Source organism: Phyllobacterium sp. P30BS-XVII (genome assembly GCF_014138335.1).
GTDB classification, from domain to species: domain Bacteria; phylum Pseudomonadota; class Alphaproteobacteria; order Rhizobiales; family Rhizobiaceae; genus Phyllobacterium; species Phyllobacterium meliloti.
This window is the reverse complement of sequence record NZ_JACGXO010000006.1, coordinates 150,225-175,169: the sequence shown is the minus strand read 5'-3', so window position 1 is coordinate 175,169 and position 24,945 is coordinate 150,225. Positions and strand designations below refer to the sequence as shown.

The following is a 24,945-nucleotide window of genomic DNA, read 5'->3' as shown; positions in this document are numbered from 1 at the left end:
GGACTTGGGTGGATGTAAGGGAGTCAAAGTTCTGCAATTTTGGTAATTGGCGTTACATCCACCACTCTCCCTCATGGTGAGCTTGTCGAACCACGAACCGGCGGCATTCACCCCCCTCTGGGCTGTCGCCCTACCGGGGCGAGCCACGGGTCTCGCCCGTCCTTCGGACCCCCCACAAGGGGGGAGATCACATTGGCATGAACGCTTTGCACAACTGGAAACGTTTCAAATTGTGCAAGATGGTATTGAAGGCTGATTTCCCCCCTTGTGGGGGAGATGCCTGACAAGGCAGAGGGGGGCGAATGTTTCCACCAACATTGCAGTTGGGAAATATACCTTCCCCATTACCACGCCCGCTTTTGCGTCTGGCTATTGATGAGGTGGGAAAGACGGGCGATCCATAAGGGGAACGCGGAAGTCTTGGTATTGGTAGTGTAATCAGTGCGTTCCCCGGATATTTTCCTGTTTGTCAAGAAAACTCCCGGATCACCCGTCCCGATGACTGGTTTTACCCTTGTGAGATAAAACCTTTCCCCTGCAGGGTTAACAGCCCCACAGGTGAAATCACCGATCCTTTCCTGACTTCAGAAAGTTTTCCGGAGCATTCCCGCCGGAAAGGACACCATCAGAATAAGCGAGGTGAGATGGTGTTGGATAAGTTGGCACGATTTTTTTGAAAATGGGTGGTTGCAGAACCATTGTCGCGCCCTTCGACAAGCTCACCATGAGGGAGAGTGAGGTCTGCAACGATAATCGCCAACGTTGCAGAAAATGACTCCCGTTCATCACCTCTCTCCCTCATGGTGAGCTTGTCGAACCACGAACCACGAACCACATTCATGCAGCCCCTCCGCAGCCTCCCATCACCTCAATCAAAACCCGAATTTAATCGCCTGTTAAGCAAAACATTGTTTTATGGCGCTGTGATTAATCAGGCCATGATGACCTGATTCCGCATTCCTTCGGGTCATTGCCATGTGGACAAAACAGAGACGGAAAACCAATCGCGGACGGCTTGTCGTGCCGATCCTTGCCGCCATGTTTTTCGCCTATTTCGGTTTCCACGCCTATCACGGTGAATACGGCCTCTATTCCACGATCAAGCTGCAGGAGCAGACCCAGCTGCTGCGGGCGCAGTACGATGCGGTCAAGACTTCGCGCATAGAGCTTGAACGGGAGGTGCAACTTATGCATGATGGGACAATTGAGCGGGATATGCTGGATGAACAAGCCCGCAAAGCGCTGAATGTTTCGCGGCCGGATGAAGTCACAATCATGCGTGGCTCCGGTGATTTGACTATTAACTGATATCCGGTTAATTCGCCTTTTATTGTGCATTTTGAACATCTTATTTGCATAGCTCTTATTCAAATCTGCATATTGTAAGTTCTGCTCCTGCTGCTATTGTCACCAGACAAAATAACAGGGAGTGAGATATGGCTACGAGGGCGAAAAAAAGCCCTGCGCGTCCCGCGCAGACCTCTGCTGTCAAAGCACCAAAACCAATCCAGTTCACAAAAGAGCAAGAGCTTGAAGCCTACCGCGAGATGCTGCTGATACGGCGTTTCGAAGAAAAAGCCGGTCAGCTTTACGGTATGGGTTTTATCGGTGGTTTCTGCCATCTCTATATCGGTCAGGAAGCTGTTGTCACCGGTATGCAGGCAGCGCTGATCGAGGGTGATCAGGTGATTACCGGTTATCGCGACCATGGCCATATGCTGGCTTGTGGCATGAGTGCCCGGGGTGTGATGGCTGAGTTGACCGGACGCCGCGGCGGCCTTTCCAAAGGCAAGGGCGGCTCCATGCATATGTTCTCGAAAGAGAAGCATTTTTACGGCGGTCACGGTATCGTCGGTGCGCAGGTCTCCCTTGGTACGGGCCTCGCTTTTGCCAATCGCTACCGCGAAAACGGCAATGTCTCTCTGGCCTATTTCGGTGATGGCGCTGCCAACCAGGGTCAGGTCTACGAAAGCTTCAATATGGCGGCGCTGTGGAAGCTGCCTGTCATCTACATCATCGAAAACAATCGCTACGCCATGGGCACCTCGGTTTCCCGCGCTTCGGCCGAAACTGATTTCTCCCGTCGCGGCATTTCTTTCAATATTCCCGGTATTCAGGTCGACGGCATGGATGTCCGTGCGGTTCAGGCTGCTGGCGAAGAAGCCACGGCATGGGCACGCTCCGGCAAGGGCCCGATGATCCTGGAAATGCAGACTTACCGGTATCGCGGTCACTCCATGTCTGATCCGGCGAAATACCGTTCCAAGGACGAAGTGCAGAAAATGCGCTCCGAACACGATCCCATCGAGCAGGTGAAGAACCGGTTGATCGAAAAGGGTTGGTCCACCGAGGACGACCTGAAGAACATCGACAAGGATGTGCGCGATATCGTTGCTGATGCAGCGGATTTCGCCCAGTCCGATCCGGAGCCGGATGCATCCGAGCTCTACACCGACATTCTGCTCTAAGGGAGGCGCGATCATGCCTGTAGATATTCTGATGCCAGCGCTCTCGCCGACCATGGAAGAGGGCAAACTGTCGAAATGGCTGAAAAAGGAAGGTGACAAGGTCACTTCCGGCGACGTTCTCGCGGAAATCGAAACCGATAAGGCGACGATGGAAGTGGAAGCTGTCGATGAAGGCACAATCGGCAAGATTCTTGTTGCCGAAGGCACCGACAATGTAAAGGTCAACACGGTCATTGCCGTTCTGCTTGGTGAAGGCGAAAGCGCCGATGCTGCCAGCGCGCCAAAGGCTGCTGCTGCTGAAGCACCTGCCAAGGCGGAAGAAGCGCCCAAGCAGGAAGCCGCAGCTGAAAAGCCTGCTGCAACCGTTCCGGCTGCACCAAAGGCCGAAGTTGCCGCTGATCCGGATATTCCGGCAGGCACCGAAATGGTTTCGACCACTGTGCGTGAAGCACTGCGCGACGCCATGGCGGAAGAAATGCGCCGTGATCCCAACGTCTTTGTTATGGGTGAAGAAGTCGCCGAATATCAGGGCGCCTACAAGATCACGCAAGGATTGCTCGACGAATTTGGTCCAAAACGCGTTGTCGATACACCGATCACTGAACATGGCTTTGCCGGTGTGGGTGTTGGTGCTGCGATGACCGGCCTGCGTCCAATTGTTGAGTTCATGACTTTCAACTTTGCCATGCAGGCGATTGACCAGATCATCAATTCGGCAGCCAAGACACTTTATATGTCGGGCGGCCAGATGGGTGCGCCGATGGTATTCCGTGGTCCAAGTGGTGCGGCTGCCCGCGTTGCTGCCCAGCACTCCCAGTGCTATGCCGCATGGTACAGCCATATTCCGGGTCTGAAAGTCGTCATGCCCTATACGGCTGCCGACGCGAAAGGCCTGCTCAAGGCCGCGATCCGCGATCCGAACCCGGTCATCTTCCTTGAAAACGAAATCCTCTACGGTCATTCCTTCGATGTGCCGAAGCTTGATGATTTCGTCCTGCCGATCGGCAAGGCCCGCATTCACAAGAAGGGCACGGATGTTACGCTCGTCTCCTTCGGTATCGGCATGAACTATACGGTCAAAGCCGCGGAAGAGCTGACAAAGCTTGGCATCGATGCTGAAATCATCGATCTGCGCACGATCCGCCCGATGGATATTCCAACGGTTGTGGAATCGGTCAAGAAAACCGGCCGTTGCGTAACCATCGAGGAAGGCTATCCGCAGTCTTCGGTCGGTACGGAAATCGCTACCCGCGTCATGCAGCAGGCATTCGATTATCTCGATGCGCCGATCCTGACAATTGCCGGCAAGGACGTTCCGATGCCCTATGCGGCAAATCTGGAAAAGCTGGCATTGCCGAACATTGCTGAAATCGTCGAGGCCGTCAAAGCTGTGACATACACAGCGTAAAGGGGAGGAAATCGATATGCCGATCAATATCACCATGCCGGCGCTTTCTCCCACGATGGAAGAGGGCAATCTTGCCAAATGGCTGGTCAAGGAAGGCGATAAGGTTGGTCCCGGCGATGTGATTGCCGAGATCGAAACCGACAAGGCAACGATGGAAGTCGAAGCTGTCGATGAGGGCACTGTTGCCAAGATCGTGGTTCCTGCCGGTACTGAAGGCGTCAAGGTCAATGCGTTGATCGCCATTCTGGCGGGCGAGGGCGAAGATGTTGCCGCTGCTGCCAAGGGTGGCGGTGACGCTGCTCCTGCCAAGCCAGAGGCTCCCAAGGAAGAAACCAAGGCGAGTGCCGCTCCCACCTCCCCACCCGTGGGGGAGGTCGCGCCGCAGGCGCGGGAGGGGGGAAATGGTGCAGCTGCTCCAACCCCCACCCCGGTGCTGCGCACCGACCCTCCCCACAAGGGGGAGGGTGAAGGTCGCACTTTCTCATCACCGCTTGCACGCCGCATAGCCAAGGATGCCGGGATTGATCTGTCTGCCGTTACGGGTTCCGGCCCGCATGGCCGTGTGATCAAGAAGGACGTTGAGGCAGCAATCTCCGGTGGCGGTGCCAAGGCAGCCGCACCTGCCGCCGCAGCATCCGCTGCACCTGCAGCAGCGCCGAAGCCTATGTCTGACGATACGGTGCTAAAACTGTTCGAGGAAGGTTCCTACGAACTGGTGCCGCATGACGGCATGCGCAAGACGATTGCCAAGCGTCTGCTCGAAGCAAAATCAACCGTTCCGCATTTCTACCTGACGGTTGATTGTGAACTCGATGCGCTTCTGGCGCTGCGTGCCCAGATCAATGCGGCGTCGCCCATGCGCAAGACCGAAAAGGGCGATGTTCCTGCCTATAAGCTGTCGGTCAATGACATGATCATCAAGGCAATGGCTCTGGCCCTGCGCGATGTTCCGGATGCAAACGTATCCTGGACCGAAGCCAACATGGTCAAGCACAAGCATTCCGATGTGGGTGTTGCCGTTTCAATCCCCGGCGGTCTGATCACACCGATCATCCGCAAGGCCGAAGAAAAGACCCTGTCCACCATCTCCAACGAGATGAAGGATCTGGCCAAGCGCGCGCGCGATCGCAAGCTGAAGCCTGAGGAATATCAGGGTGGTACAACGGCTGTGTCCAACCTCGGTATGTTTGGCGTCAAGGACTTTGCCGCCATCATCAACCCGCCGCATGCCACCATTCTGGCAATCGGTGCGGGTGAAGAGCGGGCCGTCGTCAAGAAGGGCGAGATCAAGGTTGCCACGGTCATGTCCGTGACGCTGTCGACCGATCACCGCGCCGTCGATGGAGCCTTGGGTGCCGAACTAGCGCAGGCCTTCAAGCGCCACATCGAAAACCCGATGGGCATGCTGGTCTGAGGCCGCCAATGAAAACGGTTCTCTGCTATGGCGATTCTCTGACCTGGGGGTATATCCCCGACGGGTCAGGGCGTCATGCGCTGGAGGACCGGTGGCCGCAGGTTTTGCAGGCGGAGCTTGGCAACAGCGTGAATATTGTTGCCGATGGTCTGAACGGGCGGACAACCGCCTTTGACGATCATCTTTCAGGATTTGAGCGCAATGCTGCCAAGACGCTGACCACGGCGCTTGGCACGCATTTCCCGCTTGATCTTGTCATCATCATGCTCGGCACCAACGACATGAAGACATTTATCTGCGGCAATGCCTTGGGCACCAAACGCGGTATGCAGCGGCTGATCGAGATTGTACGCACTGCGCCTTACCAGCTTGGTGTGAGAGCACCCGATATCCTGATCATGTCGCCGCCAGCACTTGGCGATACGGGCGGGCCGGAATTCAGGCTGGTGTTCGAGCAGGGTATCGAGCAGTCGCGCCTGCTCTCAGCCTATTATGACGATGCCGCCAAAGAGGCCGCTTGCGGCTTTTTCGATGCGGGATCGGTGGCAAGAACATCGCCTGTCGATGGCGTGCATCTGGATAGAGACAATACACGGGCAATCGGCAAAGCCATTGCACCAATCGTTCGAGGCATACTCGATATTTAGTTCAGTCTTAGGAGGACCCGAGTCTTGACCAATAATTACGACGTGATCATCATTGGTTCCGGTCCGGGCGGCTATATCGCTGCTATCCGTTCCGCCCAGCTGGGATTGAAGACCGCCATTGTGGAGCGCGAGCATCTCGCTGGTATCTGCTCCAACTGGGGCTGTATCCCGACAAAGGCACTGCTCCGCTCTGCTGAAATCTTCCACTATGCCGAACATGCCAAGAATTATGGCCTGAAGATCGAAGGCAGCGTAACAGCTGACCTCAAGGCAATCGTTGCGCGCTCGCGCGGCATTGCCGAGCGGATGAATGGCGGCGTGGGCTTCCTGATGAAGAAGAACAAGGTCGATGTCATCTGGGGCGAAGCCAAGCTCACCAAGCCGGGTGAAATCATCGTCTCCAAGACCACCAAGAAGCCGATGGAGCCACAGGCCCCATTGCCCAAGAATGCCTTGGGCGAGGGCACCTACACGGCAAAACACATCATCATCGCAACCGGCGCCCGTCCGCGCGCGCTGCCGGGTATCGAGCCGGATGGCAAGCTGATCTGGACCTATTTCGAGGCGATGAAGCCCGAAGAAATGCCAAAGTCGCTGCTGGTCATGGGCTCGGGCGCTATCGGCATCGAATTTGCATCGTTCTATCGCACCATGGGTGTTGATGTGACTGTAGTCGAAGTGATGTCGCAGGTCATGCCTGTCGAAGATACGGAAATTTCCAATTTCGCCCGCAAGCAGTTCGAAAAGCAGGGCATGAAGATCATCCTTGATGCCAAAGTCACCAAGGTTGAAAAATCGGCCAACTCCATCACCGCCCATGTGGAAAAGAAGGATGGCAAGGTCGAAAAGATCACCGCAGACCGTATGGTTTCGGCGGTCGGCGTTCAGGGCAATATTGAAAATATCGGCCTTGAAGCGCTTGGCATCAAGACAGATCGCGGCTGTATTGTCATCGATCCCTACGGCAAGACCAATGTTCCCGGCGTTTATGCCATTGGCGACGTGGCTGGTCCGCCCATGCTGGCGCACAAGGCCGAGCACGAGGCTGTCATCTGCGTGGAAAAAATCGCCGGATTGCCGAATGTCCATCCGATGGACAAGGCAAAAATTCCGGGCTGCACCTATTGCAACCCACAAGTTGCTTCCGTCGGTCTGACCGAAGCCAAGGCCAAGGCCGAAGGCTATGATATCCGCGTTGGCCGCTTCCCCTTCGTTGCCAATGGCAAGGCGATTGCGCTTGGTGAAGATCAGGGCATGGTCAAGACGGTTTTTGACAAGAAAACAGGCCAGCTCCTTGGCGCGCATCTGGTTGGGGCGGAAGTCACTGAACTCATTCAGGGTTTTGTCGTCGCGATGAACCTTGAAACCACCGAAGAAGAACTGATGCACACGATCTTCCCGCATCCGACACTGTCGGAGACGATGAAGGAAAGTGTGCTGGATGCCTATGGACGCGTGTTGAACGCCTGATTTGCGAAAGGATTACCGGCCCGTTGGTCACCATCAAGGATAGTAAACCCTGGGTTCGCCTGTCATGGGCAATCCTCAAATGGTCGACACTGATCGGCTTTGGGCTGGGGTTTGCAGCATCCGCCTTGAGTCTGCTTTCCGCCAACACCATATCCATCAATGGCAACGCCATTGGCGGTTGGGCCGGAGTGTGGACGGTGACTTTGGCCTGCGGGTTGGGTGGTTTCCTTTTCGGTGTTATATGGGCTCTGGTGTTTCGCGCCATTGCGATTGCGTCAGGACGATAGAGCGAGCGAGGAAAAATGGATCAGCCAGTTGGTATCATGAGCATGCCCGGGGTCGGTTTCTTCGGAATGCTGCTTATCGGTTTTATCGCCGGATATATCGCGGAAAAGGCAATGAGCCGTAATCATGGCTTGTTCACCCATATTCTTGTTGGTATTGCCGGGTCTTTCGTTGGTGGCACACTTGCCGGATTGTTGAATTTCAACTTTTACGGCTTTTTTGGAAATCTGATCGTTGCGACTGCTGGTGCAATTATCATTCTGTGGATTTTTGGCAAAGCCAGATCCTCAAACTAGGACATTGTGATGGTAACGGTTCTCGATACGATCGATCAAAAACGGCGCCTGCGGCATCCTGAAAAGGCGCATCGACCGGATACGGAGCTTCTGAAGAAGCCGGACTGGATTCGCGTCAAAGCGCCTGTTTCCAAGGGCTATTCGGAAACGCGCGATATCGTCCGCTCGCATAATCTCGTCACGGTTTGCGAAGAGGCCGGCTGCCCCAATATCGGCGAGTGCTGGGACAAGAAGCACGCGACCTTCATGATCATGGGCGAGATTTGCACACGCGCCTGCGCGTTCTGCAATGTTGCCACAGGCTTGCCGACAGCGCTTGATCCGAATGAGCCTGAAAATGTCGGCAAGGCAGTCAAGAAGATGGGCCTGACCCATGTGGTCATTACATCTGTGGATCGCGACGATCTGCCGGATGGTGGTGCCCAGCATTTTGCCGACGTTATCAACGCAATCCGCGAGATTTCACCCGGCACCACTATTGAAATCCTGACGCCTGACTTCCTGCGCAAGGATGGCGCTCTGGAGATCGTTGTTGCTGCGCGCCCCGATGTGTTCAACCACAATCTCGAAACCGTGCCTTCCAACTATCTCAAAGTGCGTCCGGGTGCCCGTTACTTCCACTCCATCCGCCTGTTGCAGCGGGTGAAGGAACTTGATCCGACAATTTTCACCAAATCCGGCATCATGGTCGGCCTTGGTGAGGAGCGGAACGAAGTTCTGCAGCTTATGGATGATCTGCGTTCTGCCAATGTGGATTTCATGACCATCGGCCAGTATCTGCAGCCAACCCGCAAGCATCACCCGGTTCTCAATTACGTCACGCCGGATGAATTCAAGTCCTACGCGACGATTGCCAAGACCAAGGGTTTCCTCGTGGTTGCATCAAGCCCGCTGACCCGTTCATCGCACCATGCGGGTGATGATTTCGCCAAGCTGAAGGCTGCACGCGAGGCGCTGCACGCCAACAGAAGCTAACTGAATGCCGAAATTCGATACGACACGCCCCGTGGTGCATCGGGCCGAGCAGATGTTTGATCTGGTCGCCGATGTGGAAAGCTATCCGCAGTTTCTGCCCATGTGCGAGAGCCTGAAAGTGCGCTCGCGCAAGGAACGGGACGGCAAAACCCTGCTGATCGCCGATATGACTGTCGGCTACAAACTGATCCGCGAGACATTTACCAGTCAGGTTCTGCTCAAACCGGATGAGAAGGTCATCGAGACCAAATATATTGATGGTCCGTTCCGTTATCTCGACAATAAATGGCAGTTCGTGCCATTGACTAACCCTGAACATTCCGAGGTAAAATTCTATATCGATTATGAATTCAAAAGCCGCACGCTCGGCTTTTTGATGGGATCGATGTTCGATATTGCCTTCCGGAAATTCACCGAAGCATTTGAAAAACGCGCCGATCAGATTTATGGGCGGGGACCTTAGAGCCCATATTTGATTTATTTCTCCGGCTAAGTAGATGTATTATTGGTGGTTCGTGGTTCGACATAACAACCATGAGGGAGATGGGTGGATGCGAGATAATCGCAAAGGGTGCAGAACTTAGCCCCCTTTCATCACCCCCAACACCGTCATCCTCGGGCTTGACCCGAGGACCCACCGCTAAGAAATCAAACGAAACTGGACACTCGGCACTTTTGAATAATGGGTCCTCGGGTCAAGCCCGAGGATGACGAAGAATGTGGAGTGCGGAGAGTCAAGTTCTGCACCCTTTGCGATTATCTCGTATCCACCCATCTCCCTCATAGCTGTTATGTTGAACCACGAACATGCAATATTTTTGGCACATCAAGCGATTGATCGCGGCGGGGCGATTCAGTTAAAGCAAGAGCGCAATCAGTATAGGAGACAAGGATGAGCCGCAGTGATTCCGATTTTACAGTTCATATGGAAACACCATCCATTGATGATTACTGCCGGTTGCGTTTGATTTCAGGCTTAAGCCCAAAGAGCAGGGAAGCGGCGGCCATTGGGTTGCCGAATACGATTTGCGGCGTGACGATTAAACTCGATGGCAAGGCTGTCGGCATGGGCCGTATCGTCGGCGATCGCGGCTGTTTTTATCAGGTGGTGGATATTGCTGTTGATCCGGAACATCAGGCTCGCGGGCTTGGCAAAAGGATCATGACGGCGCTAAAGGCTTATCTCGATGCGGAAGGGCAGGAGGGTGCCTATGTCAGTCTCGTCGCGGACGGTCCAGCAAAATATCTTTATGCAAAATTTGGCTTTGAGCCTGTGACGCCGGAGGCAATCGGCATGGCTTACCGCGTAACGCGCAGCTAATTTCTGGCAAGTGTTTTCAGCACCAGATCAAGCGCCGTATTAACTGCAGCGTGGCGGATGCTCGCGCGGCCATGATCCGGGAAAATATGGCGCACAGCCTGTGGGGCCTGTCCTTTGAGGGCAACACCAAACCAGACAAGACCAACCGGCTTTGCGGCAGAGCCGCCACCGGGACCAGCAACGCCCGTGACCGATACGGCAATGCCGGCGCGGGAATGTTTCAACACGCCCGCCGCCATGGCAAGCGCCACTTCTTCCGATACGGCGCCATGCGTGTCTATGAGTTCGGAGGGGACACCCAGCATGTCGTGTTTGGCTTCATTGGAGTAAGTGACGAAGCCGCGATCCACCACGTCGGACGAACCTGCTATGTCGGTAAGGGAGGCCGCAATCAGCCCGCCCGTGCAGGATTCCGCCGTCGCCAGTAAAATGCCTTTGGCGCGGCAGGATTCAAGAACCGCGATGGCTTTTGCCTCTGCGATGAGCCCGCTCATTCCGGCAACCCGCCGGGATAGATCACCGATGCCGTGGCGATGGCGGCAATGCCCTCCTTGCGGCCTATGAAACCCATTTTCTCGTTTGTCGTCGCCTTGACCGAAACACGATCGGGCGTAATTCCAAGCATTTTTGACAATGCCGCAGTCATTGCCGCGCGATGAGGACCAACTTTCGGTTCCTCGCAGATCAGGGTGATATCCGCATTTGCGATCCGCCCGCCCGCAGCTTTGACGATCTTTACCGCATGTTCGACAAAAATATGCGAGGCAGCGCCTTTCCATTGCGGGTCAGATGGCGGGAAATGCGTGCCGATATCGCCTGCGCCGCGTGTGGCAAGCAGGGCATCGGTCAAGGCGTGCAATGCCACATCCGCATCGGAATGGCCGTTGAGCTTGCGGTCATGCTCAATGAACACACCGGCGAGCGTCACGCCATCGCCGGGTTCGAAGGAGTGGACATCATAGCCATTGCCGGTGCGCACATCCGGGAAGGCGGCATGTCTCTCGGACAGGCGGTCATCAGCCATATCAATATCCTTTGCCCAGGTGAGTTTCGTATTGTCAGCCGAGCCCTCGACAATGCGCACCGGCAAGCCCTGCCATTCGGCAATGGCGGAATCATCGGTGAAATCAGAACGGCCAATGGCAAAGGCAGCATCATGTGCCGCCATGATGGGCTCATAGGGGAAAGCTTGCGGCGTTTGCGCGGCATAAAGCCCGGCACGCGGAACCGTGGCGCTGACCATGGCGTCATGGCCCGCTGCCTTCAGCGTATCGGAAACTGCAAGCACCGGCAGCACGCCGATATGCGGCGTCAGATTAAATATCACCCGTTCAAGCAGATCAGCGGAAATGAAGGGGCGCACGCCATCATGGATAAGCACATGATCCGGAGCATTATCTTTGAGGGCAAGCAGTCCAAGCCGGGTTGATTCCTGCCGTGTCGGCCCGCCGGTGACTTTCGTCACCTGCAGAGCGTACTCACCGGCTGCCTGCGCGAAGAGCGCTTCATCTTCCTTGTGGATGACCACAACAACATGATCGATGAGCGGACAGCCGAGAAAGGCCCGCAGCGTGTGCGCCAGAACCGCTTCACCGCCGATCCTGCGATATTGCTTTGGTCCTTCAACGCTTTGGCCCGCGCGTTCTCCGCGACCAGCCGCCACAATGACGGCTGCTACCCGCATCTGTCTGTCGTCTGTACCTGCCGCCACACTTCTCTCCGTAACTTCCAACTGCGTTACCTGTTGCCGAAGCGAAAGACCAGAGGTTTAAACGAAAACTAGTCGCTTCTGGGTGCTCTTTGCCTTGCCTAACCAGGTGTTCCTGTCTAAAGGATAGGCGATTGGAAAATTGCATACGAAACAGGCAATAGTGACGTGACTGATCTGCATCAACCACTCGATATAGGCGGCGTTGTCCTGCGTAACCGGGTGTTCCTTGCGCCAATGTCCGGTGTTTCCGACCTGCCATTCCGCCAGCTGGCGTGGAAAGCGGGAGCGGGCATGGTTGTATCTGAAATGGTTGCAAGCGCGGAGCTTTGCACGCGCGAGCGCGGCAATCTGCTGCGTTTGCGCGGTGATGGTCTTGGCACGCACGTGGTGCAGATCGCTGGACGCGAGACAAAATGGATGGCGGAAGCCGCGCGCATTGCCGAAGGCGAGGGTGCGCATATCATCGATATCAATATGGGCTGCCCGGCCAAGAAAGTGACGGGCGGTTTTTCCGGCTCGGCGCTGATGCGCGATCTCGATCATGCTTTGACGCTTATCGAAGCGACTATTGGTGCAGTCAAGGTTCCTGTAACGCTGAAAATGCGGCTGGGCTGGGACGATGACACCATCAATGCACCGGAACTTGCCAGCCGCGCCGAACAGGCCGGTATCCAGATGGTGACGGTGCATGGGCGCACACGCTGCCAGTTCTATGAGGGCAAGGCCGATTGGCGCGCAATCCGCGCCGTGAAAGAGGCGGTTTCAATACCACTTGTTGCCAATGGCGATGTGCTGAACCGGGAAGATGCAAACGGTATTCTTGAAGCTTCTGGTGCCGATGCCGTCATGGTTGGACGGGGTTCCTATGGACAGCCATGGCTTCCCGGATTGATCGTGCATGGTAATCAGAGCGGGCAAAACACTGATATGATTGCAGATTACGCTGTCGCCCATTACGAGGCGATGCTGGCCCATTATGGCGAGCAGACAGGTATTCGCCATTCGCGCAAACATCTTGGCTGGTATCTGGAAAAGCACGGTGTTGCCATCAGCGCCGCTGAACGCGCCGGGATTATGACCGAGACAGACCCGCGTCTGGTTGCCGGACGCCTGCATGCCGCGCTCTCGCGGTCTGACGAACACGACATGAAGAAGGTTGCATGATGACATCGGCAGACAATGTTACGATGGACGACAAGCTGGCAGGCACTGTTTTGAATGCCATCCGCCATCCAGTGATCATGCTCGATGAGACGGGGCATATTTCCTATGCCAATGCGGATGCGGAAGCCTTTTTCCGCTCCAGTGCCAGTATATTGAGCCGCAATACGCTTGAAATGCTATTGCCGTTCGGCAGTCCGTTGCTGGCTCTGGTCAAACAGGTGCGCGAAAGCCCGTCGCCCATCAATGAATATCGTGTGGATGTATCGTCGCCGCGTCTTGGACAAGACCGGATCGTTGATCTTTATGTCACGCCCGTCAGCGAAGCACCGGGCTCAATCGTTATCCTGTTCAAAGAGCGATCCATGGCTGAGAAGCTCGACCGTCAGATGACCCATCGCGGTGCGGCGCGCTCGGTGACTGGCCTTGCATCCATGCTGGCGCATGAAATCAAAAACCCGTTATCGGGTATTCGCGGTGCGGCACAGCTGTTGGAAACCGGGCTCGATGATGATGACCGTGCGCTGACACGGCTGATCACGGATGAGACTGACCGGATCGTCTCGCTTGTCGACCGTATGGAAGTGTTTTCCGATGAGCGACCAATCGAGCGCGAAGCTGTCAATATTCACGTCGTGCTTGATCACGTGAAAGCCATCGCCAAGAACGGTTTTGCCAGCCATATCAAGTTCCATGAGGATTATGACCCGTCGCTGCCCTATGTTTTCGCCAATCGCGACCAGTTGGTGCAGGTGTTCCTTAATCTGGTGAAGAATGCAGCCGAATCCATCGGCACGAGCGAGCCCGGCGAAATCACGCTGTCGACGGCGTTCCGCCCCGGTATCCGCCTGTCGATCCCAGGTATCCGCAATCGCGTGTCGCTGCCGCTGGAATTCTGCGTGCAGGACACGGGAGCAGGTGTTTCGCCTGATATCATGCCGCATCTCTTCGATCCGTTTATCACAACGAAGCCGAATGGCTCGGGTCTCGGACTTGCGCTTGTTGCCAAGATTGTGGGCGATCATGGGGGCGTGATCGAGTGTGATTCCGTACCGCGCAAGACCACATTCCGCATTCTGATGCCCGCATGGCAGAGCGATCCTTCGGTCGAGGATCATGCGGATGAAATGATTATTACGAAAAAGGCAGGGTTCTGATCATGAGCTTGGGAAGCATTCTCGTCGCGGATGACGACGCAGCAATCAGAACAGTCCTCAATCAGGCACTTTCGCGTGCCGGTTATGATGTGCGCATTACATCCAATGCCGCCACCCTGTGGCGCTGGATTTCTGCCGGGGATGGCGATCTGGTTATCACCGACGTGGTGATGCCGGATGAAAACGCTTTTGATCTGCTGCCACGCATCAAAAAATCGCGGCCCGATCTGCCCGTTATCGTCATGAGTGCGCAGAACACCTTCATGACCGCAATCCGCGCCTCGGAAGCGGGTGCCTATGAATATCTGCCAAAGCCCTTCGATCTGACCGAACTTGTCAGCATTGTTGGCCGCGCTTTGGCGGAGCCAAAAAAGAAGCCGGAAAAATGGGCTAACGAAGAACAGCCGGATACAATGCCTCTGGTTGGCCGTTCACCCGCCATGCAGGATATTTACCGCGTTCTCGCCCGCATGATGCAGACTGACCTGACCGTGATGATCTCGGGCGAATCCGGCACGGGCAAGGAACTGGTGGCGCGGGCGCTGCATGAATATGGCCGCCGCCGCAAAGGTCCGTTCGTTGCCATTAACATGGCCGCCATTCCGCGCGACCTGATCGAATCCGAACTGTTTGGCCATGAGCGCGGCGCTTTCACCGGCGCGCAGAACCGCTCCAGCGGCCGGTTTGAACAGGCCGATGGCGGCACGCTGTTCCTCGATGAAATCGGCGATATGCCGATGGAAGCACAGACGCGGCTGTTGCGGGTGCTGCAACAGGGCGAATATATGACCGTAGGCGGGCGCACGCCGATCAAAACAGATGTGCGTATCGTGGCGGCAACCAACAAGGATCTGCGCACGCTGATCAATCAGGGCATGTTCCGCGAAGATCTCTATTATCGCCTGAACGTTGTACCGCTGCGCCTGCCACCGCTGCGCGAACGCGGCGAGGATATTCCTGATCTGGTCCGGCATTTCTTCAAGATGGCGGCAAAGGACGGCCTGCCGGAAAAACGTATCACGGCCGATGGTCTTGATCTGATGCGCCGCTATCCTTGGGCGGGCAATGTGCGCGAACTGGAAAATCTGGTGCGCCGTCTGGCGGCGCTTTATCCGCAGGAAGAAATCAATGCGGATGTGATCGAAGCGGAACTCAAAGCCGATCTTCGCCCGACCGAGCCGTCCTCCAACTCCATATCCAATGAGGACATCACCATTGCGCAGGCGGTGGAGCTGAACATGCAGCGCTACTTCCTTTCCTACGGCGATGATCTGCCGCCGGTCGGGCTTTATCAGCGCGTGCTGGAGGAGGTGGAATATCCGCTCATCCTCTCATGCCTGACAGCCACCCATGGCAACCAGATCAAGGCGGCTGAACTGCTCGGGCTCAACCGCAACACGCTGCGCAAGAAAATCCGCGAGCTTGGCGTGAACATCTACAAGAACACCAAGAGCGATCTGGGGCGATAACGCCGCGTTTCAGAAATCCAGCAGTGCATTATCGATCACTTCTTTCATGACGAAAAAAGTTCGGGTCTGGCGAACGCCGGGCAGGGCGATGAGCTGGCTTCCATGGATGCGGTTGAAATCGGCCATGTCCTTGACGCGGATTTTCAGAAAATAGTCGAAATCGCCAGCGACGAGATTGCAATCGAGCACGAAACTCAGTTTTGTCACGGCCTGTTCGAACTGGGCGAAACTCTCAGGCGTTGAACGATCCAGCACCACGCCGACCATGACAAGCGCGCCACGGTCGACTTTTTGCGGCTGCACCATTGCCCGCACTGTCCGGATATATCCCTCATCGAACAGCCGCTGGGTACGCCTATGGCAGGTAGCCGGGCTGACATCGGCAAGCGTTGCCAGTTCCGCATTGGTCAACCGCCCATTCTTCTGCAGGTGCCGCAACATCTTCATATCGATGCGATCAAGATCACCAGTCATGAAAGAATCTTCCACTATTCAGCCGAGATACAAGAGATTCTCGTATTATTCCAAATTCTGCAGATCGATTTGGAAAATTGCAAGCTCAACTATGAGAGCACCTTTCTTCTGATGGATGGTAGCGTTTTGCCAGCAACAACGTTCCATCAAGGGGAAAACAATGCTGGAAAAATTCGAACGCTATCCACTGACATTCGGACCGACGCCTATCGAGAAACTAAGCCGACTGTCACAACACCTTGGCGGCAAGGTGGAGCTTTACGCCAAGCGAGACGATTGCAATTCAGGATTGGCTTTTGGCGGCAACAAGCTGCGCAAGCTCGAATATATTGTGCCGGACGCGATTGCTTCCGGTGCCGACACGCTTGTTTCCATTGGCGGCGTGCAGTCAAACCATACCCGTATGGTGGCTGCAACAGCAGCGAAGATCGGTTTCAAATGCCGTCTGGTGCAGGAAAGCTGGGTTCCGCATGAAGATGCCGTCTATGACCGCGTCGGCAATATTCTTTTAAGCCGCATCATGGGCGCCGATGTAGAAATGGTCGATGAAGGCTTCGATATCGGTATCCGCGAAAGCTGGGAAAATGCCATCGAAGATGTGAAAGCCAAAGGCGGCAAGCCCTATGCCATCCCGGCCGGCGCTTCGGTGCATAAATATGGCGGACTTGGTTATGTCGGCTTTGCTGAAGAAGTGCGGGCGCAGGAAGCGCAACTTGGTTTCAAGTTTGATTATATCATTGTCTGCACCGTCACCGGCTCTACCCACGCGGGCATGCTGGTTGGTTTCGCCAAGGATGGGCGTGAACGCAATGTCATCGGCATTGACGCCTCGGCAACCCCTGCCCAGACCAGGGCGCAGGTGCTGGAGATCGCACAACGCACGGCAGAACTGGTCGAGTTGGGTAAGAATCTGACTGAAGCAGACGTGATCCTGAACGAGGACTATGCCTATCCGATCTATGGCGTACCGTCGGAGGAAACCAAGGCAGCCATTAGACTTTGCGCGCGCCTCGAAGGTATGATCACCGATCCTGTCTATGAGGGAAAATCCATGCAGGGCATGATCGATCTGGTCAATAAAGGCTTCTTCCCGAAAGGGTCAAAGGTGCTCTATGCCCATCTCGGCGGTGCCCCGGCGCTCAATGGCTACGCCTATACATTTCGTAACGGTTAGCCATTTGCGGCAACGTCGTTGCGTGGCTGGGAGGCGAAAGGAACCCGTCTCCCAGCTCACGCTAATAATTTAATCGACTAACTAGTTTTCAGGCGTTCCTCTTGATCAGGCTGTCAAGTAGAATTCATGGAATCTGTAAGATACCCACATAAATCGTATATTGTGTTTTTAGAGGTAATAATGCAAATCGTGCCGCATGTTAACGCCCGCATGTGAGACAAACCAAATGTGGAACTTCAGTATCTTCCGAACGCTGATTATCATGGCGCGAACCTGGCCGTTCGTCTTATTACGCATGGTGATCTATACAGCCACACCCGCAGTCTACTGTGCCATTGTCGCGTGCGGCGCAGTGGTTGGCTATGGTGCTGGCCATATCTTTGTCCTGTCAGATCCTGAAGCGCCTGCAAAGTGCGCCGGGATCGGCGGATTCATTGGCTTCGTAGCCGCGACCGCAATGGTTTATGGTTTGCGCGAATACTTTCTCTACATCCTCAAGGCTGGCCACATTGCCGTGCTGGTTCATCTGATTGAGGGCAAACCGATACCCGGCGGGCAGGGGCAATTGACCTATGCCAGAAAGCTCGTGGCGGAGCGGTTTATTGAAGCAAATCTGTTCTTCGTGTTCGATCAGTTGATCAAAGCGGTTCTGCAATCAATCAGCGCCCTGACAACCGGGCTCGCTGCGCTCATTCCTGTACCGGGGCTGACGGCGGCGGTCGGCCTGCTCAACAGTTTTATCCGTATCTCGATTACCTATGTTGATGAAATCATTCTTGGTTACAATATTCGCATGACTGCGGCCTCACCGTTCGAAAATGGTATGCGTGGTGTGGTGCTTTACGCCCAGAACAGCAAGCTCATGGTGAAGAACGCGATCTGGCTGGCATTGATCGTCTGGATCATGACGGCAGGTATTTTCGTAGCTACTCTCACGCCCGCTGCCGCCATGCTTTACTGGATATCCGGGCCAAGTTTCGGCTATGTATTTGTCTTTGCCATTGTGCTGGCATGGTCATTGAAAATGGCGCTGCTCGAGCCATTCGCTATTGCTGCGCTGATGACGGTCTACTTCAAGACCATCGAAGGTCAAGCGGTTGACGCCGACTGGGAGCAGAGACTGAACCAGACTTCGGAAGCCTTTCGCGACCTGAAGGCCAAGGCATTGGGACGCTTTGCTGCCGCCTGAATTTCAAAGTGGTCCTTTGAACACGAAAAATGCACCGCCGCAGATCATGGCAAAACCCACGAGATGATTGATGGTGATCTTTTCGCCCAGATACATCACCGAGAAACCGGCGAAAACCAGAAGGGTAATTACCTCCTGAATGGTCTTCAACTGCGCAGCGGAATAGATTTCATGGCCATAACGGTTTGCTGGCACAGCCAGGCAATACTCGGCAAAGGCAATCATCCAGCTAACAAGGATAACCAGAAAAAGTGGCCGGTTTTCAAACTTGAGATGCCCGTACCAGGCAAATGTCATGAAAACATTGGAGCCAAGCAACAGGAGAATGGGGCGAATATAATCAAAGGATGGCATGAGGTGTCCTTGGCTGTGACGAGGTGTGGCGATAGGCAGTAACGTTCAATCGATCAAAACGATCCGGACATATGGCTTTAACACGCACCATAGGAAATGTGACGTATTGCCCAGCGGTTGACCTGATGTAGTGCTATGAAAGGAGTGAAGATTGAACGGAAGATATTAATCAATGAGATTTTTCATGGGCGGCCATTTGGTTGCCCGCAGCATACAAGGTGCATTCAGTCTCATTCTTTTTCCGACCCTTCTGACATAGAGTAATTGCTCGCTTTGCGGCCTCTTCCCGGGTTCGTGCCCATGTTGTCCAACCCCAGGCACCCTCGACGTTTGTTGCAAACGCCTTTTCGTAGGACTGCATCGCCAGATATTCCTTAAATGCATCGTATCCCGACAAGGACATGTTGTCCGGTGGCGACAAATTGGCGCTTGATAGAGTGACAAGTTCTTCATTGGAAAGTTTGTTGTTCTTCAGGAAGAGAGCGACCCGTTGCCACCAGAAGCTTTCCGGAGCGGATATCAGAATGGTGTGGCCATCGTCCTCGAAGGCAGCCGTCTGAAAAAACTCTGCCACACCACCTGCTTGCCGGTAACTATCAAACATTTTCCGGCCAAGAGTTGGCGAGAATGACTTGTCGTTAGTGGAATATATCCAAAGAGTTGGGATATGGGCTGTTTGTCCGTAAGATCTGACCGCATTGATGAGACCATTCTGGTCGCAAAACCGCCCTTTCTCCGGAGCGCCGCGTCCGCCGTCAAAGTTGATGACAGCCTGCACACCCGGCGGATTCAAGGCACCCGTTGCAAGCACTCCGAAACCGCCAGAGGACATTCCAACAAGAAGTGTCTGATCACTTGATGCCCACGGTTGGTCCCGAATGGCTTTCAATGCGGCAATGAGATTGTCACGCGCAACTCTACCCGCCCTCGCATGCCTTGGGGACTTGCAGGTGCCGCCTACATATTCATTATCGCCAGTTGATTTGCCGTATCCCTGCCGCAGAACGACAACGGCGGCATAGCCATGCCGGGCAAATGCGATGGCGGGAGAAGAGAAGCGATTTGGGTTAAGTTTGCGATCACTCGCATCTCCGTTGGTACCGTGTGTAATCAAGGCAATGGGAAACCGTCCCGACTTGTTCGGGCGTGTTACAAAAGCATCGAGAGTTGCCTGCCGGCCATCCTGCAAAGTCACCTTCAGCGAAAGAGGTTCTCTCACCAAGCCATCAAGTTGCTCATTGACTTGTCGCGTTCGATTTTCATCCGCAACGCTGGCGGACGTTGCGCCAAGCAGAATAGCAGCAAACACCAAGGTGCCGTTGCGCAATGCGATGAAGAGCTGACGCATCGTCCGATTTTCCAAGGTTGAAATGAGACGCTTCAAGACATCCCACGTGTCGCCAAATAACCGATAAATTCGTTCTACGAGGCGGTAAGCGGGCGTTGAGGCGCGCGTGTAAATTGCAGGAAGATAAAGCTCCCGGCAAGAAGCGTAACTGCAAAACTCAGGAACGAAAGCAGGCTGGTCAGATGGCGCGGAATATCACTCCAACGCGGATGGATAATATTGGCGGTATTATAGGGATCGCCGCTGTACTGGCACATGACAAACGACCCGCCATTGCGCACAAGTTCGGCATCAATATCGGAAACCAGTGCGTCAACAGTGGTCCTATGCTCGGGCATATCGCGCATATAGACCAGCACCGCCTTCACTGCGGCCAGATAGGCATGCGAGCACTCGTTGAAAGGGCTCTCCTCGTCGGCAACACTGCCGGGAACAATGCCCCAGAGGCAATAGCTATATTGAATATTGGTGTAGTTGACGAGCCGCCGGAATGTTTCATCCGTGCGGGTCATCCGTGCTGCAAGATCAAGGATCGGCTTACGATAGTTGGCAATGATGGCCATTTCGCCATGGGACAGACTTGGAATGGAAATGCCTGATGTATCTGTGCCTGCGCTGCTGCGATGTGCCCATGCAACCGAGTTTGGCGACAAAAACAGGAGTATGCAGGCAATGATGGCTCCGGCAAGCGGGCCGATTGCGCGTCGCGGATATTTGGGGGGAGTTTCCGATCTCATAATTATCCAATCGGCGGTGGCAGACGCATCTATAGGAGTCAGGCCTGAACGCCGCAATGCAGGCGTTCAGGCAAGTCAATCAGCGCGCGGTTTGCAACCGGTAGCTTGGACGGTGCGAAGCCAAAACCCGTTCAGCCAGAACGCCGAAGACAAGACCGATGGTCGTCCAGATGACCACATGCAAGCCAAGCGAGGCAACGCGGAAGTTCCATAGAACGGTCGGTGAAAACTGTTCCGGAACTTCGTGGATTGCCGGCAGAAGATACTGCACGAGAACAATGAAAACGACATAGGCGGCACCGGCAATCAATGCCGAATTCCACGCACCATGCTGGGCACGCAGGCGGCTTGCCAGTCCCGTAGCTGCCGCAAGAGCACCGACAGATACCACCAGCATAACAAAGAACAGTTCCGTTCTGGCGGCAATCGTATCAGGACTACCGACAGCTGGCGGGTTCATGGGATATTTGATGGCGGGCACCAGCACAATCGCGATGTAACCGGCCAAGGCGAGCAGGGCGGCCGTTGCACGCGGGCTGAATGAACTGACCCGGCCATGGGCAAAAGCGAAGACCAGAGAAAACAGTCCGCCAAGAGCTGTGCTGAAAACAACAACGCCGGTGAAAAGGCCAAGACCGGCCTGCGTTTCGCGGGAGACGATCTCAGGTTCGGCGACTTCACCCGCGGCCTGGCTCATCTTCTCCTCGAATGCAATGGCATGGTCGACCTGTGGTTCACCGAAAACCCGGGCAAAACCAAAGGCCAGCAAACCAGCCAGCAAACCCGCGATCATGCCGCGGATCAAAAGACTTCTAGTCATTGACCGATCTCCTTAATGGCAGGGGAAGCCGAGGAGATGGCGGCCATCGTGCACGAATTCATGCACATACATGCCCGAGAAGAGTGACATTGCGCCTTCTTCCGCGCCGATAAAATAGATCGCAAGCAGCAGAAGCAGGCCACCAAAAATGGCCCATGGCAGAACTTCACCAAGAGGAATTGGTGTGACGCCGGCTGCAGGCGCTAGAGTGATATCGGACATAAACTTTCTCCCAGAATGACGCGTTCGATAACGGAATGAATGATGTTACGGTTAGGGTCTGGCTTACAACCAGCCTATGAACAGCTGACTGAATTACAGTGGCGCGACCGCTCCGGAATTTCACCGGCTTCCAAACCCGCAACTCCACGTTTATATCTGTGCGCGCTGCACGCTGTCAATGAACGGCCATGGCGCTGTTTTCGTATTTTTCTCAAGAGTTTGCAGGGGATATTTTGACAAAAGCCACGCGTTTGACATTTGTTTGTCACGGAGCGACATCGGCGACGCATGCGGGTGCATTTCCGCTTGATGAAGCGCTTACTCCGGGAGAGACACAGCGCGCGGCTGGATTCGCCGGTCAATTGCGCCATGCGCACCATTTTTTGACCAGCCCTGCGCTGCGTGCGCGGCAGACTGCCGAAGCTTTAGGGCTGGAAGCTACAGTCGATGCAGCTATGGCAGATATGGATTATGGACGTTGGGCAGGAAGGTCGCTCACCGATATTCATGCGTCAGATCCTGACAATGCAGGGAACTGGATGAATGATCCCGATTCGGCACCCCATGGGGGTGAGTCCTTCAACGATCTTCTTCGAAGGATTTCGGGCTGGATGGAGGCACATTTGGATGATGGTGGCCATACAATCGTCGTGAGCCACGCCTTGGTTATCCGCGCCGCCATTCTCTATACTTTGCAGGCACCCGTTTCCGCATTCTGGCGTGTTGATGTCGAGCCATTGAGTTTCACCGAACTGCGCAGCGATGGGCGAAGATGGATGTTGCGGGCCTGTGCCAATTTGCCATCGCCTATAGAAGGCAACACGACATGAACAGGCCAAATTCCGGCTTAATTTGCGCTGCAACTGTGCAACAGCGTCTTTTCAAACATCGCCTCAAGGAGTTCCTATGTCCAAGCTAACCCATATTCTCACCATTGCCGCCGTTCTCAGTACAGGCATAGCGGGCGAGGCATTTGCTCACGCACATCTGAAGAGCGCAACACCCGCCGAAAACGCTGTTGTCACCACATCGCCCACTGAGCTTGATCTGACATTTTCCGAAGGGCTTAACCTGAAATTCTCGTCAGCAACCGTGACCGGAACAGACAAAGCCGCCGTTGCGACTGATAAGGCCAAGCTGGCAACCGGCGACAACACGACACTGGTGATACCAATCTCCAAACCTCTTTCGGCGGGCGGATACACGGTTAACTGGCAGGTGCTTTCAACCGATGGCCATAAGACAAAGGGCAGCTACACCTTCACCGTTAAGCCCTGATGGAACCGGAAACTGCGCTCATTCTGTGCAGGCTTATTCGCAACCTATCTGCGATGTTCCTGTGGGGTGCGTTTGCCTATCTGACGGTGCTTGTACCTCAAGCTCTTAGATTCGACATCGGGCAACGCCTTCGCACCGCGCGTCTCAGCGCCATTATTCTGGCTATTGTATCGACATTCCTGGCGCTTCCGTTTCAGACGGGAGCCATCGGGCAGGGTTGGAGCGATGCTGTTGATCTATCGACGATCCGGGACGTTCTGCTCGAAACCAGCGTTGGTAACGCATGGTTCATTCAGGCAATTGCAGCAACGCTGCTTACGCCCGCGCTCGTGCTGCCAGCAGGAAAAGCGGGTGCTGTTACGATGGTCGCATCTGGATTGCTCCTGATAAGTTTGGCTTTTTCAGGCCACGCAACAATGCAAGATGGTTGGATTGGCTTGGCCCATCGTTTCAATGACATGGTGCATGTCCTATCGGGCGGCGCTTGGATCGGAGCGCTGATCCCCGTCCTGTTGGTCCTCGGTCTGTTGCGCCAGCCCGGATATCATCAGTCTGCACAATTGGCACTGATGCGATTTTCCACTGCAGGTCATATTGCTGTTGCGCTTGTGATCTTATCCGGTGTGATCAACACCATTCTTACCCTTGGACATGTTCCAACGGACTTTTCCTCGCCCTATCAGGCATTGCTGGCGTTGAAGATCATTCTTGTAATCCTCCTGACGGCGCTGGCCATTGTAAACCGCTATGTCTTTGTGCCGCGCATGCGAACCCGCAACGTAAATTCGATACAGGCGATATGGTATGGAACGCTTATGGAGATTGTTCTGGGATTTGCCGTGCTCGGGCTTGTGGCATGGTTTGGTATGCTCGAACCCGTGTAAAACTGCTTACATGCGATGGTTGCAGACCGCCCATCATCCCGCAAAACCCAGAATATGATTCTGGAGGCGCGAGCCTCCCAAAGAGTTGGGAGGCTGGCAAAACGCAATCTGGTTCTAGCAAGAGGGACAGAACCGGAATCCGGTGCCTGTTTTTGCCGATGTTTTAACCGCGCTTTCGTTTCAGCCTGGGGACTGATGCCCTATGCTCAGGCCAATCGTAAGAGAATGGCCCATGAAAAGCATATCCGACTTGAACAGCAGATCTTCCGGGCGAGCCGGGAACAGCACTCCGTTAGAGCAGGGCCATCAGCTGTTGCTCTCCGGTGCCGTCGGACGTTCACCAAAATCGGCAAAGCGCACAATGAGCCAGTATTTCAAGACGTTGTCGGATGTGGATGCGGCGCGTAGTCAGGTCGATAAAGCAAGACGCGCTGCTGATGAGAGCTTGAACAAGGCCAAGGCGGCACCAAAACCGCATGAAATCACCAATCCTGCCTTCGTCGCTCTTTTCGAAGCACACCAGCATGACCGGGAAGTGCTTTTCGCTGCCATGCGCGCACTGGATCGTATGCAGGAAGTCTTGCGATCAGAGTCTGAAAAGACAGATCAATTTACACAGGACGATAAGTTTTCGCTTTAAAAACACGAAAGCTAAAAGTGTATAACTGACCGGCTTGATTGTA

29 protein-coding genes are annotated in these 24,945 nt (G+C 54.8%); 20 read left to right on the top strand and 9 right to left on the bottom strand.

The window, feature by feature from the left end; genetic code table 11:
• Positions 1–625 precede the first annotated feature (625 nt).
• A complete protein-coding gene (locus tag FHW17_RS17625; protein ID WP_182510439.1) occupies positions 626–841 on the bottom strand; it encodes a hypothetical protein in 216 nt (71 codons plus the stop codon).
• 134 nt (positions 842–975) lie between these two features.
• Between FHW17_RS17625 and FHW17_RS17620 the strand changes: the two genes are divergently transcribed.
• From FHW17_RS17620 to FHW17_RS17570, 11 genes are all read left to right on the top strand, one after another.
• Complete coding sequence (locus FHW17_RS17620) at positions 976–1,308, top strand: septum formation initiator family protein (protein WP_112526898.1); 333 nt, start codon at positions 976–978, stop codon at positions 1,306–1,308.
• A gap of 128 nt (positions 1,309–1,436) precedes the next feature.
• On the top strand, positions 1,437–2,468 hold the full coding sequence (gene pdhA, locus FHW17_RS17615) for a pyruvate dehydrogenase (acetyl-transferring) E1 component subunit alpha (RefSeq protein ID WP_112526896.1): 1,032 nt from the start codon (positions 1,437–1,439) through the stop codon (positions 2,466–2,468).
• A 13-nt stretch (positions 2,469–2,481) separates the two neighbouring features.
• The gene (locus FHW17_RS17610) at positions 2,482–3,876 is read left to right on the top strand and encodes a pyruvate dehydrogenase complex E1 component subunit beta (RefSeq protein WP_113097110.1); all 1,395 of its coding nucleotides are present in this window, start codon (positions 2,482–2,484) and stop codon (positions 3,874–3,876) included.
• A 16-nt stretch (positions 3,877–3,892) separates the two neighbouring features.
• Positions 3,893–5,290, top strand: coding sequence for a pyruvate dehydrogenase complex dihydrolipoamide acetyltransferase (locus FHW17_RS17605; RefSeq protein WP_182510438.1), 1,398 nt, complete (start codon positions 3,893–3,895; stop codon positions 5,288–5,290).
• Positions 5,291–5,298: 8 nt separating this feature from the next.
• The gene (locus FHW17_RS17600; protein ID WP_112526890.1) at positions 5,299–5,937 is read left to right on the top strand and encodes an SGNH/GDSL hydrolase family protein; all 639 of its coding nucleotides are present in this window, start codon (positions 5,299–5,301) and stop codon (positions 5,935–5,937) included.
• Positions 5,938–5,961: 24 nt separating this feature from the next.
• On the top strand, positions 5,962–7,407 hold the full coding sequence (gene lpdA / locus FHW17_RS17595) for a dihydrolipoyl dehydrogenase (protein WP_182510437.1): 1,446 nt from the start codon (positions 5,962–5,964) through the stop codon (positions 7,405–7,407).
• Positions 7,408–7,496: 89 nt separating this feature from the next.
• The gene (locus tag FHW17_RS17590; protein WP_182510511.1) at positions 7,497–7,694 is read left to right on the top strand and encodes a hypothetical protein; all 198 of its coding nucleotides are present in this window, start codon (positions 7,497–7,499) and stop codon (positions 7,692–7,694) included.
• A gap of 15 nt (positions 7,695–7,709) precedes the next feature.
• On the top strand, positions 7,710–7,988 hold the full coding sequence (locus FHW17_RS17585) for a GlsB/YeaQ/YmgE family stress response membrane protein (RefSeq protein ID WP_182510436.1): 279 nt from the start codon (positions 7,710–7,712) through the stop codon (positions 7,986–7,988).
• 9 nt (positions 7,989–7,997) lie between these two features.
• Complete coding sequence (gene lipA / locus FHW17_RS17580) at positions 7,998–8,963, top strand: lipoyl synthase (RefSeq protein ID WP_112526886.1); 966 nt, start codon at positions 7,998–8,000, stop codon at positions 8,961–8,963.
• Between the two features lie 4 nt (positions 8,964–8,967).
• The gene (locus FHW17_RS17575) at positions 8,968–9,426 is read left to right on the top strand and encodes a type II toxin-antitoxin system RatA family toxin (RefSeq protein WP_182510435.1); all 459 of its coding nucleotides are present in this window, start codon (positions 8,968–8,970) and stop codon (positions 9,424–9,426) included.
• A gap of 429 nt (positions 9,427–9,855) precedes the next feature.
• Positions 9,856–10,284 (top strand): GNAT family N-acetyltransferase, encoded by a 429-nt coding sequence (locus FHW17_RS17570; RefSeq protein ID WP_112526882.1) that lies wholly within the window; start codon positions 9,856–9,858, stop codon positions 10,282–10,284.
• Here the strand turns inward: FHW17_RS17570 and FHW17_RS17565 are convergent.
• Positions 10,281–10,778, bottom strand: coding sequence for a CinA family protein (locus FHW17_RS17565; protein WP_182510434.1), 498 nt, complete (start codon positions 10,776–10,778; stop codon positions 10,281–10,283). The two genes, FHW17_RS17570 and FHW17_RS17565, sit on opposite strands and share 4 nt — an antisense overlap.
• Positions 10,775–11,968: a bifunctional 2-C-methyl-D-erythritol 4-phosphate cytidylyltransferase/2-C-methyl-D-erythritol 2,4-cyclodiphosphate synthase gene (locus FHW17_RS17560; RefSeq protein WP_182510510.1), complete on the bottom strand. Its 1,194-nt coding sequence runs from the start codon at positions 11,966–11,968 to the stop codon at positions 10,775–10,777. Before FHW17_RS17560 ends, FHW17_RS17565 begins: the two co-directional genes overlap by 4 nt.
• Before the next feature lie 192 nt (positions 11,969–12,160).
• Here FHW17_RS17560 and dusB point away from each other — a divergent pair, with 192 nt between their 5' ends.
• From dusB to ntrC, 3 genes are read left to right on the top strand one after another with little or no spacing between them, the layout of a single operon-like run.
• Positions 12,161–13,159, top strand: a complete 999-nt coding sequence (gene dusB, locus FHW17_RS17555; RefSeq protein WP_182510433.1) for a tRNA dihydrouridine synthase DusB — start codon at positions 12,161–12,163, stop codon at positions 13,157–13,159.
• Positions 13,156–14,313, top strand: coding sequence for a nitrogen regulation protein NR(II) (locus FHW17_RS17550; protein ID WP_182510432.1), 1,158 nt, complete (start codon positions 13,156–13,158; stop codon positions 14,311–14,313). The genes dusB and FHW17_RS17550 overlap by 4 nt, the downstream gene beginning before the upstream one ends.
• 2 nt (positions 14,314–14,315) lie before the next feature.
• The gene (gene ntrC / locus FHW17_RS17545; RefSeq protein WP_112526872.1) at positions 14,316–15,782 is read left to right on the top strand and encodes a nitrogen regulation protein NR(I); all 1,467 of its coding nucleotides are present in this window, start codon (positions 14,316–14,318) and stop codon (positions 15,780–15,782) included.
• Positions 15,783–15,791: 9 nt separating this feature from the next.
• Here the strand turns inward: ntrC and FHW17_RS17540 are convergent, their stop codons facing one another.
• Positions 15,792–16,256 (bottom strand): Lrp/AsnC ligand binding domain-containing protein, encoded by a 465-nt coding sequence (locus FHW17_RS17540; RefSeq protein WP_182510431.1) that lies wholly within the window; start codon positions 16,254–16,256, stop codon positions 15,792–15,794.
• Positions 16,257–16,416: 160 nt separating this feature from the next.
• On the opposite strand from FHW17_RS17540, the gene FHW17_RS17535 reads away from it, so the two are divergent.
• Complete coding sequence (locus tag FHW17_RS17535) at positions 16,417–17,430, top strand: 1-aminocyclopropane-1-carboxylate deaminase (protein ID WP_112526868.1); 1,014 nt, start codon at positions 16,417–16,419, stop codon at positions 17,428–17,430.
• 226 nt (positions 17,431–17,656) lie between these two features.
• Positions 17,657–18,619, top strand: coding sequence for a hypothetical protein (locus tag FHW17_RS17530; protein ID WP_182510430.1), 963 nt, complete (start codon positions 17,657–17,659; stop codon positions 18,617–18,619).
• Between the two features lie 3 nt (positions 18,620–18,622).
• On the opposite strand, the gene FHW17_RS17525 is transcribed toward FHW17_RS17530, so the two are convergent.
• The 5 genes from FHW17_RS17525 to FHW17_RS17505 all read right to left on the bottom strand — a co-directional run bounded on the left by FHW17_RS17525 (position 18,623) and on the right by FHW17_RS17505 (position 22,100).
• Positions 18,623–18,973 (bottom strand): DMT family protein, encoded by a 351-nt coding sequence (locus tag FHW17_RS17525; RefSeq protein WP_112526864.1) that lies wholly within the window; start codon positions 18,971–18,973, stop codon positions 18,623–18,625.
• 169 nt (positions 18,974–19,142) lie between these two features.
• On the bottom strand, positions 19,143–20,357 hold the full coding sequence (locus FHW17_RS17520) for a CocE/NonD family hydrolase (protein WP_210275933.1): 1,215 nt from the start codon (positions 20,355–20,357) through the stop codon (positions 19,143–19,145).
• Positions 20,358–20,395: 38 nt separating this feature from the next.
• Positions 20,396–21,058: a hypothetical protein gene (locus FHW17_RS17515; RefSeq protein ID WP_112526860.1), complete on the bottom strand. Its 663-nt coding sequence runs from the start codon at positions 21,056–21,058 to the stop codon at positions 20,396–20,398.
• A gap of 79 nt (positions 21,059–21,137) precedes the next feature.
• The gene (locus FHW17_RS17510; protein ID WP_112526858.1) at positions 21,138–21,878 is read right to left on the bottom strand and encodes a CbtA family protein; all 741 of its coding nucleotides are present in this window, start codon (positions 21,876–21,878) and stop codon (positions 21,138–21,140) included.
• A 12-nt stretch (positions 21,879–21,890) separates the two neighbouring features.
• Positions 21,891–22,100 carry a CbtB-domain containing protein gene (locus FHW17_RS17505; RefSeq protein WP_091885989.1) on the bottom strand — a complete coding sequence of 70 codons (210 nt, stop codon included), beginning with the start codon at positions 22,098–22,100 and terminating at the stop codon, positions 21,891–21,893.
• A 233-nt stretch (positions 22,101–22,333) separates the two neighbouring features.
• On the opposite strand from FHW17_RS17505, the gene FHW17_RS17500 reads away from it, so the two are divergent.
• The 4 genes from FHW17_RS17500 to FHW17_RS17485 all read left to right on the top strand — a co-directional run bounded on the left by FHW17_RS17500 (position 22,334) and on the right by FHW17_RS17485 (position 24,902).
• Positions 22,334–22,930 carry a histidine phosphatase family protein gene (locus FHW17_RS17500; protein WP_246706889.1) on the top strand — a complete coding sequence of 199 codons (597 nt, stop codon included), beginning with the start codon at positions 22,334–22,336 and terminating at the stop codon, positions 22,928–22,930.
• Positions 22,931–23,006: 76 nt separating this feature from the next.
• Positions 23,007–23,378, top strand: a complete 372-nt coding sequence (gene copC / locus FHW17_RS17495) for a copper homeostasis periplasmic binding protein CopC (protein ID WP_112526853.1) — start codon at positions 23,007–23,009, stop codon at positions 23,376–23,378.
• Complete coding sequence (gene copD, locus FHW17_RS17490; RefSeq protein WP_246706888.1) at positions 23,378–24,262, top strand: copper homeostasis membrane protein CopD; 885 nt, start codon at positions 23,378–23,380, stop codon at positions 24,260–24,262. Before copC ends, copD begins: the two co-directional genes overlap by 1 nt.
• Positions 24,263–24,494: 232 nt before the next feature.
• Complete coding sequence (locus FHW17_RS17485; RefSeq protein ID WP_162700309.1) at positions 24,495–24,902, top strand: hypothetical protein; 408 nt, start codon at positions 24,495–24,497, stop codon at positions 24,900–24,902.
• The last annotated feature ends 43 nt before the right edge of the window (positions 24,903–24,945 follow it).

What these genes read in the sequence shown, in the direction of transcription:
- FHW17_RS17610 (WP_113097110.1), top strand. Translation starts at nt 2,482, where the DNA reads ATGCCTGTAGATATTCTGATGCCAGCGCTCTCGCCGACCATGGAAGAG.
- FHW17_RS17585 (WP_182510436.1), top strand. Translation starts at nt 7,710, where the DNA reads ATGGATCAGCCAGTTGGTATCATGAGCATGCCCGGGGTCGGTTTCTTC.
- FHW17_RS17535 (WP_112526868.1), top strand. Translation starts at nt 16,417, where the DNA reads ATGCTGGAAAAATTCGAACGCTATCCACTGACATTCGGACCGACGCCT.
- FHW17_RS17515 (WP_112526860.1), bottom strand. Translation starts at nt 21,058, where the DNA reads ATGAGATCGGAAACTCCCCCCAAATATCCGCGACGCGCAATCGGCCCG.
- FHW17_RS17565 (WP_182510434.1), bottom strand. Translation starts at nt 10,778, where the DNA reads ATGAGCGGGCTCATCGCAGAGGCAAAAGCCATCGCGGTTCTTGAATCC.
- FHW17_RS17620 (WP_112526898.1), top strand. Translation starts at nt 976, where the DNA reads ATGTGGACAAAACAGAGACGGAAAACCAATCGCGGACGGCTTGTCGTG.
- FHW17_RS17600 (WP_112526890.1), top strand. Translation starts at nt 5,299, where the DNA reads ATGAAAACGGTTCTCTGCTATGGCGATTCTCTGACCTGGGGGTATATC.
- FHW17_RS17540 (WP_182510431.1), bottom strand. Translation starts at nt 16,256, where the DNA reads ATGACTGGTGATCTTGATCGCATCGATATGAAGATGTTGCGGCACCTG.
- FHW17_RS17575 (WP_182510435.1), top strand. Translation starts at nt 8,968, where the DNA reads ATGCCGAAATTCGATACGACACGCCCCGTGGTGCATCGGGCCGAGCAG.
- FHW17_RS17525 (WP_112526864.1), bottom strand. Translation starts at nt 18,973, where the DNA reads ATGCCATCCTTTGATTATATTCGCCCCATTCTCCTGTTGCTTGGCTCC.
- FHW17_RS17530 (WP_182510430.1), top strand. Translation starts at nt 17,657, where the DNA reads ATGTGGAACTTCAGTATCTTCCGAACGCTGATTATCATGGCGCGAACC.
- FHW17_RS17550 (WP_182510432.1), top strand. Translation starts at nt 13,156, where the DNA reads ATGATGACATCGGCAGACAATGTTACGATGGACGACAAGCTGGCAGGC.
- FHW17_RS17505 (WP_091885989.1), bottom strand. Translation starts at nt 22,100, where the DNA reads ATGTCCGATATCACTCTAGCGCCTGCAGCCGGCGTCACACCAATTCCT.
- copC (WP_112526853.1), top strand. Translation starts at nt 23,007, where the DNA reads ATGTCCAAGCTAACCCATATTCTCACCATTGCCGCCGTTCTCAGTACA.
- copD (WP_246706888.1), top strand. Translation starts at nt 23,378, where the DNA reads ATGGAACCGGAAACTGCGCTCATTCTGTGCAGGCTTATTCGCAACCTA.
- FHW17_RS17625 (WP_182510439.1), bottom strand. Translation starts at nt 841, where the DNA reads ATGAATGTGGTTCGTGGTTCGTGGTTCGACAAGCTCACCATGAGGGAG.
- FHW17_RS17570 (WP_112526882.1), top strand. Translation starts at nt 9,856, where the DNA reads ATGAGCCGCAGTGATTCCGATTTTACAGTTCATATGGAAACACCATCC.
- FHW17_RS17605 (WP_182510438.1), top strand. Translation starts at nt 3,893, where the DNA reads ATGCCGATCAATATCACCATGCCGGCGCTTTCTCCCACGATGGAAGAG.
- FHW17_RS17560 (WP_182510510.1), bottom strand. Translation starts at nt 11,968, where the DNA reads ATGCGGGTAGCAGCCGTCATTGTGGCGGCTGGTCGCGGAGAACGCGCG.
- pdhA (WP_112526896.1), top strand. Translation starts at nt 1,437, where the DNA reads ATGGCTACGAGGGCGAAAAAAAGCCCTGCGCGTCCCGCGCAGACCTCT.
- FHW17_RS17485 (WP_162700309.1), top strand. Translation starts at nt 24,495, where the DNA reads ATGAAAAGCATATCCGACTTGAACAGCAGATCTTCCGGGCGAGCCGGG.
- lipA (WP_112526886.1), top strand. Translation starts at nt 7,998, where the DNA reads ATGGTAACGGTTCTCGATACGATCGATCAAAAACGGCGCCTGCGGCAT.
- FHW17_RS17510 (WP_112526858.1), bottom strand. Translation starts at nt 21,878, where the DNA reads ATGACTAGAAGTCTTTTGATCCGCGGCATGATCGCGGGTTTGCTGGCT.
- ntrC (WP_112526872.1), top strand. Translation starts at nt 14,316, where the DNA reads ATGAGCTTGGGAAGCATTCTCGTCGCGGATGACGACGCAGCAATCAGA.